Below are 6,573 nucleotides of genomic sequence, written 5' to 3' on the forward strand. Positions count from 1 at the left end.
AATCAATTACGCGTCGTTGATAGCTGAAGCGTCCTCATATTTTTATTTATTGGTTTATCATCAGTTAGGTATTTTATGCAATCAAACAATTCTGTAAACCCAGCGGCAACCATGTCTGCCGTTGAATTAAATCCCCAATTATCAGCCCAACTATTAGAGAGTGACGTAGACTCAGATAGTGACATAGATGGGCTTGATGATAATGATTGGGATGATGATGCGTCAAACAATGATGCTTTAAAAAATGACGCGCAGCAAACATTGGGCGATGCCAAAGGGGACAGTCAACGCGATGACATCAAATCCGCGCGTTTTCGTAAGCTACAAAAAAAATTACGTAAGCTGGTCTCTTGGGCGATTCGTGACTACAACATGATTGAAGACGGTGATGTGGTCATGGTGTGTATTTCAGGCGGTAAAGACAGTTTTACCTTACTGGATATTTTATTGTTCTTAAAGAAAATAGCACCGATTCAGTTTGATGTGATTGCCGTCAATCTTGACCAAAAACAACCTGATTACCCTGAAGATATTTTGCCCAATTATCTGACCAAGCATGGCATTCCGTATTATATTTTAGAAAAAGATACCTATAGCGTGGTCAAGCAAATCGTACCAGAAGGTAAAACTTACTGTTCTGCCTGTTCACGTCTGCGCCGTGGTTCGTTATATGGATTTGCCAAACAAATCGGTGCAACCAAAGTGGCACTGGGTCATCACCGTGATGATATCATGGCGACGTTTTTCTTAAATTTATTTCACGGCGGTAGTCTCAAAGCGATGCCACCAAAACTGTTATCGGATGATGGGCAAAATATTTTGATTCGTCCGCTTGCGTATGTGGAAGAAAAAGACATTATCAAATATGCCAATTATAAGCAGTTTCCGATTATTCCTTGTAACCTGTGCGGCAGTCAAGAAAACCTACAACGGGCGATGATTAATGACATGCTGCGTACATGGGATCAACAATACCCGAATCGCTTGGATTCGATATTCGGCGCGATGCAAAATGTCGCACCGTCACAGCTCGCTGACCGTGAGTTGTTTGACTTTGAAAATTTGCAGTTAAAGCGTGATGAGCATATCCGTGTATTTGAAGGGGAAAACATCCAAGCGGGGCAGATTGACGAGCAGCTTCAGCAAAAAGGGGTACCAACCGCACCCGCTGTACAAAGCTTTGACCCCACCAAATCTCAGAAAAACAAAGCGTCTCAAAGATCCAACGCCAGCCAAAACGCTGAAAGCCAAAAAATACCGACAATCAATCCTTTGGTTTGATAACCAAGCGGATCAAGCACACGGCTATTTTGACTACTGTAATGGGTTAAGCTATTGAGGTGATAAGCGGTTGATTTAATAAGCTACTGGTTTAATAAAAAAGTTCGGTTAAATACACCCGAACTTCTTTTTTAGTTCTAACCTGTAAATTATCGTCGTCACGCATTGGGTTCCAAGCAGCGGGTTCCATCGTTCAATGAGATTGCGCAACGAGATTTCAAAACAAAATTTCACGATAAGTTCGTCGCGTTGTTTTTATCTTAGCTGCGATTATTTTTTGAACCTATGGTTGCATCATTGCTAGGGGTAATAGGGCGAGGCGCTACAGGTTGGCTTGATTTAGGCTGATTGGTATCGCTGTATTTTGGGTAACGGATGTTAGGTACACTCCGCGGATAATACGGACGTGACCCTCTATCTAAACCGCCCCAACCACCAAAACGACTACCGTAGAAGGGTGAGCCCCAAAATGGGTCGGTGTTGTACCACAGTTGATTTAGCCTTTGCTCACGTTGGTAGTTGAGATAACCTTCGTCATGCGCTTTTAACAAATCAAGCGTCATCGATTGTGGGCATACATCATTGTAGTCATAGCCCTCACGTCCCAACTGGTAAGCGCGTAGCGGTGTGCAATAACGTTTTAATCCTTCTTCACGACCTTGTCGCCACTGTTGCTGGTTGGGTACAGCATTGGCTTTAGCGCATTGCTTGATATGCTTTTGAATATAATCTTGACTGCGACCCAGTAAACCATCTTGATAACCAATGGTTTGCCAATTGCTTTGTTGGCACTGAGTGGGTGTTAATCCGCCGCCCAAGGTAGCACAACCTGTCATCGAGGTAGTGACAGCAAACAGTCCAAGCATTTTTTTTGAGGTGGTTGCTGGGTGATAGGTCTCTATGAATGAAAGCATCGTCATGGTGGTACCTTTGAGGTTTACGGTCGCTATTAGCCAGTCAAAAACTGGCTAAACCGATCAAACCGTTAATGAATTGATATTTTTTAATTTAGCAGATTATTTATATAAAAGCATTTATCAATGGTTAAAATTTTGTTAGGCTACTTAATACAACCAAATGAATAGCGTCAAATTAACAGGGTCAAATTTTTGAGTTAATGTGGTGATATTGCATTAATTTTTTATCAACAGGGTGAGGGTCATGCAAAAAATTTTAATCGCCAATCAAAAAGGGGGATGTGGTAAAACCTCCATTGCGGTAAGTCTAGCGGCGGCATTGGCAAACCAAGGCAAAACAGTGGCATTGGCAGATGCAGACCCCCAAAAATCAAGCCTACAGTGGCTAAAAATGCGCCCAGCGGACGTACCTGCCGTTATCGGTATTGACTGGCGCGATAGCAATGATATAGGTGATATCCCAAAAACCCTGGGTAAAAATGACTGGCTGATTATTGATGCCCCAGGTGCGTTATCAGGCACTAAAGCCGAGCAGCTGATTGCCGAATGCAAGGCGATTTTAATTCCTGTTTTACCCGCTTTTTTTGATATTGACAGTACCAAACGCTTTTTAAAAAGCCTAGAAGACATCAAACGTATCCGCAAAGGCAAAGTCGATATTTATCTGGTTGCCAATCGCGTGCGTAGTCAATTGATGCAGGACAATGAGCCGACCGAAAAACTGATGGCGTATTTTGCTGATATTGGGCAGCAGCCCCTGGCTTGGCTATCTGAGCGTAGTATTTATCAAGCGTTGGCAGAGCGTGGCTTGACGATTTTTGATAAAAGCCAAAAACCGTATCGCGACATTCAAACCCAGTGGCAGCCAATTATGGATATGCTAGCTTCCGAGCCGCAGCCGACTGATAAAGCTGACACCAAAACTGAAGCAAAAACGTCATCTAAAAAATCCAAAAATAGTAGCTGGTACGAGTAATATAATCAATGGGAATATGGATAGCCATCGCCATCGGGGTGTTTATTGTCGGTAGTATCATGGGGTTAAAACCCTCTGCTCGCGAGACCATGCGTGATAATCTACGCATGGCAGCCAGACGCGTAGGCGTGCAGCCAAAACTGGTCGCATGCCCCGATTGGATTATCGGCGATACAGGCGAACGCGGTAAAGGCATGATGGCGCAGTACGGCGTGGTGATTGAGGACGCGAAGATGCGCCCCTGTGATTATCAGGTGATTGAGGGCAAATGGCGACCCTTTACCGGGCATTATCCCGCTAATTTTGCGCTCGATAATCGGGAGGTGGATTTACCGGCATCCATCGCAACAACCGTTAAAGGTTTAAGCTGTAAAGCCAATTTTGTGTGTATTTATTGGCAAGAAAATAGCCAACTGGGCATGAAATCAGAACTTGAAACCACCGAAAAAGACCTAATCATGTTAAAAAGTAAATTGCATGATTATGCCAAATTGGTGCAGAATAACTAACTTTTCGTATTTTAACTTACCCTTTTTAATGATTTTGTGAACCCAACATGAGTAAAACACCGACAGCGAGAAAATCAACCAAAACCACGGATACGGCTGATACAAAAGCAGACACCAAAGCCGCCGCGCCCAAATCAACAGCAGTATCAAAAACAGCGCCTAAAACGTCGGGGCAAGGCAAAGCCTTGGTGATTGTGGAATCCCCTGCCAAAGCCAAAACCATCAATAAGTATCTGGGAAATGATTTTATCGTCCGCTCTAGTGTAGGGCACGTGCGTGATTTACCTGTGTCGGGTTCTGGCGCAGCAAAAACCGACGATAAGTCGGATACCAAGCTTACCAAAGAGCAAAAAGCGCAGCAAGCCTTGGTACGGCGCATGGGCATTGACCCCGAGCACGACTGGGTGGCACATTATGAAATTCTACCCAGCAAAGTTAAAGTGATTAAAGAATTAAAATCCCTTGCCAAAGACGCCAAAGAAATTTATCTTGCAACCGACTTGGATAGAGAAGGGGAAGCGATTGCCTGGCATCTTAAAGAAGTCATCGGTGGCAGTGATGACAAATACAGCCGTGTGGTATTTAACGAAATCACCAAAAACGCGATTCAAAATGCCTTTAAAAGCCCGACCAAGCTAAACTATGACCGTGTCAACGCGCAGCAAGCTAGACGATTTTTAGACCGTGTCGTAGGTTTCATGGTATCGCCATTGCTATGGCAAAAAGTAGCGCGCGGACTGTCGGCAGGGCGAGTACAATCTGTCGCCACGCGTCTAGTAGTGGAGCGTGAACGTGAAATTCGCGCTTTTACTCCAGTGGAATATTGGGAAATTCACAGCAATACCCACAGTCAGCAAGCCAAACAAGAGACCATTCGCCTAGAAGCTGTAAAAAAATCGGGCAAACCCCTTGAACTAAAAAACGAAGCACAGACCAATGCCGTTGTTGCGCTGCTTGAACAGTCAGATTTTATCGTGGCGGATCGGGAAGAAAAACCTACCCAGTCAAAACCTGCTGCACCCTTTATCACCTCAACTTTGCAACAAGCCGCAAGTACTCGCCTTGGTTTTCCGGTTAAAAAAACCATGATGCTGGCTCAGCGCCTGTATGAAGCAGGTCACATTACCTATATGCGTACTGACAGTACTTTTTTGTCAGCGGATGCACTCACCAGTGTGCGCGGTTTTATTGACAAGCAATACGGCGCAAAATATGTCCCAACATCGCCCAATGTGTATGGCAACAAGCAAAACGCCCAAGAAGCGCACGAAGCGATTCGACCATCAGATGTCTTGGTGCAATCTGCCTCGCTAAAAGACATGGAGCGCGATGCCCAGCGCTTATATGAGCTGATTTGGCGCCAGTTTGTGGCGTGTCAGATGCCACCTGCGCAGTACCAATCCATGACGTTGATTGTCAATGCTGGTGAGGTTGAGCTTAGAGCCAAAGGTCGGGTGATGACCTTTGATGGGTACACCAAAGTACAGCCCCCGGCCAAAAATGAAGACAATCTATTACCTGATGTAAAAATTGGGGAAAAATTGGTGGTCGATAGTATCGAGCCTACCCAACATTTTACCAAGCCACCGGCACGCTATACTGAAGCAAGCCTAGTCAAAGAACTGGAAAAACGTGGGATTGGTCGTCCGTCCACGTATGCCGCTATCATCTCAACCATTCAAGAACGTGGTTATGTCAAGGTAGAAAACAAACGTTTATTCGCCGAAAAAATGGGTGATATTGTCACTGACAGATTGGTTAACAGCTTTCCGCATTTGATGGACTATACTTTTACCGCTGGGCTTGAAGAAAACCTAGATGAAGTCGCTGAAGGTCAGCAAAACTGGAAAAAAGTGCTGGATGATTTTTATGGCGATTTTAAAGGCAAGTTAGAGCGTGCCAAAGACGAAGACGGCATGAAGCCTAATGACCCAACCGATGTCCCAGATATTCATTGTGACTTATGTCAGCGCCCAATGCAGATCCGTACAGGCTCTACAGGGGTGTTTTTGGGTTGTACCGGCTATAATTTACCCCCCAAAGAGCGTTGTAAAGGCACCAAAAATTTGATGCCTGTGGAAGCCTTTCATAGCCAAACCAGTAAAGAGAGCCAAAATCTCGGTGAGGACGACGCGGACAACAACGACGAGATACAAGCGCTACTTGAGAAAAAACGCTGCCCGAAATGCCATACCGCGATGGATGGGTATATCGTCGATGGCGGGTTAAAACTCCATGTCTGTGGTAACAATCCTGACTGTGATGGCTATCTATTAGAAAAAGGCGTCTTTGAAACCGCAGGCAATGACGATGTGCCTACCATACCTTGTGATAAATGCGATGGGCAAATGGTGCTTAAAACTGGGCGTTTTGGTGCCTATTTTGCCTGTCAGCAGTGCGATAACACCCGTAAAGTGCTCAAAAATGGCGATGCAGCGCCGCCACGCATGACCGCAATCCCTATGCCAGAACTCAAGTCACAAAAATTTGATGACCATTATATTTTGCGTGAAGGGGCAGCAGGGTTATTCTTGGCAGCGTCAAAATTTCCTAAAGTGCGCGAGACGCGCCCACCAAAACTGTCAGAGTTACGCGCGATACAAGATCAGTTGGAAGATAAATTCCAGTATTTATTTACCGCGCCAGATACCGACAATGAGGGCAATCCAACAATTTTGCGTTGGAGTCGTAAAAATGCAGAGCAATATATCGGCTCAGAAAAAGACGGCAAAGCGACTAAATTTGCCTTGGTTTATCGAAAAGGACAGTGGGTGGAAGAATAATGGCAACCAACAAAAAACCCTAGCCTATGCTAGGGTTTTTTATGGATAAATAAAATCTTTATTTTAAATCAGTGCTGTCATCTTCAATTACAAAGCTAACAATCATC

General features: G+C 44.7%; 5 protein-coding genes. 4 read left to right on the forward strand and 1 reads right to left on the reverse strand.

Annotated elements, in window-relative coordinates; all coding sequences use genetic code 11:
- The first annotated feature begins 75 nt into the window (after window positions 1–75).
- On the forward strand, window positions 76–1,281 hold the full coding sequence (gene ttcA / locus RTR63_RS04850) for a tRNA 2-thiocytidine(32) synthetase TtcA (RefSeq protein ID WP_312522967.1): 1,206 nt from the start codon (window positions 76–78) through the stop codon (window positions 1,279–1,281).
- Window positions 1,282–1,541: 260 nt separating this feature from the next.
- Here ttcA and RTR63_RS04855 read toward each other — a convergent pair whose 3' ends face one another.
- The gene (locus tag RTR63_RS04855) at window positions 1,542–2,201 is read right to left on the reverse strand and encodes a DUF2799 domain-containing protein (protein WP_312522969.1); all 660 of its coding nucleotides are present in this window, start codon (window positions 2,199–2,201) and stop codon (window positions 1,542–1,544) included.
- Window positions 2,202–2,442: 241 nt separating this feature from the next.
- Here RTR63_RS04855 and RTR63_RS04860 point away from each other — a divergent pair, with 241 nt between their 5' ends.
- The 3 genes from RTR63_RS04860 to topA are packed head-to-tail and all read left to right on the forward strand — an operon-like array spanning window position 2,443 to window position 6,466.
- Window positions 2,443–3,174, forward strand: coding sequence for a ParA family protein (locus RTR63_RS04860; protein ID WP_312522972.1), 732 nt, complete (start codon window positions 2,443–2,445; stop codon window positions 3,172–3,174).
- An 8-nt stretch (window positions 3,175–3,182) separates the two neighbouring features.
- The gene (locus RTR63_RS04865) at window positions 3,183–3,683 is read left to right on the forward strand and encodes a hypothetical protein (protein ID WP_095355881.1); all 501 of its coding nucleotides are present in this window, start codon (window positions 3,183–3,185) and stop codon (window positions 3,681–3,683) included.
- 47 nt (window positions 3,684–3,730) lie between these two features.
- Window positions 3,731–6,466: a type I DNA topoisomerase gene (gene topA / locus RTR63_RS04870; RefSeq protein WP_312522974.1), complete on the forward strand. Its 2,736-nt coding sequence runs from the start codon at window positions 3,731–3,733 to the stop codon at window positions 6,464–6,466.
- Window positions 6,467–6,573: the final 107 nt, after the last annotated feature.

This window comes from Moraxella sp. CTOTU47724, from assembly GCF_032014955.1.
Taxonomy (GTDB): domain Bacteria; phylum Pseudomonadota; class Gammaproteobacteria; order Pseudomonadales; family Moraxellaceae; genus Faucicola; species Faucicola tetraodonis.

Bases quoted from the DNA above. Each gene is read 5' to 3' on its own strand.
- ttcA (WP_312522967.1), top strand. From the start codon at position 76: ATGCAATCAAACAATTCTGTAAACCCAGCGGCAACCATGTCTGCCGTT.
- RTR63_RS04855 (WP_312522969.1), bottom strand. From the start codon at position 2,201: ATGACGATGCTTTCATTCATAGAGACCTATCACCCAGCAACCACCTCA.
- RTR63_RS04860 (WP_312522972.1), top strand. From the start codon at position 2,443: ATGCAAAAAATTTTAATCGCCAATCAAAAAGGGGGATGTGGTAAAACC.
- RTR63_RS04865 (WP_095355881.1), top strand. From the start codon at position 3,183: ATGGGAATATGGATAGCCATCGCCATCGGGGTGTTTATTGTCGGTAGT.
- topA (WP_312522974.1), top strand. From the start codon at position 3,731: ATGAGTAAAACACCGACAGCGAGAAAATCAACCAAAACCACGGATACG.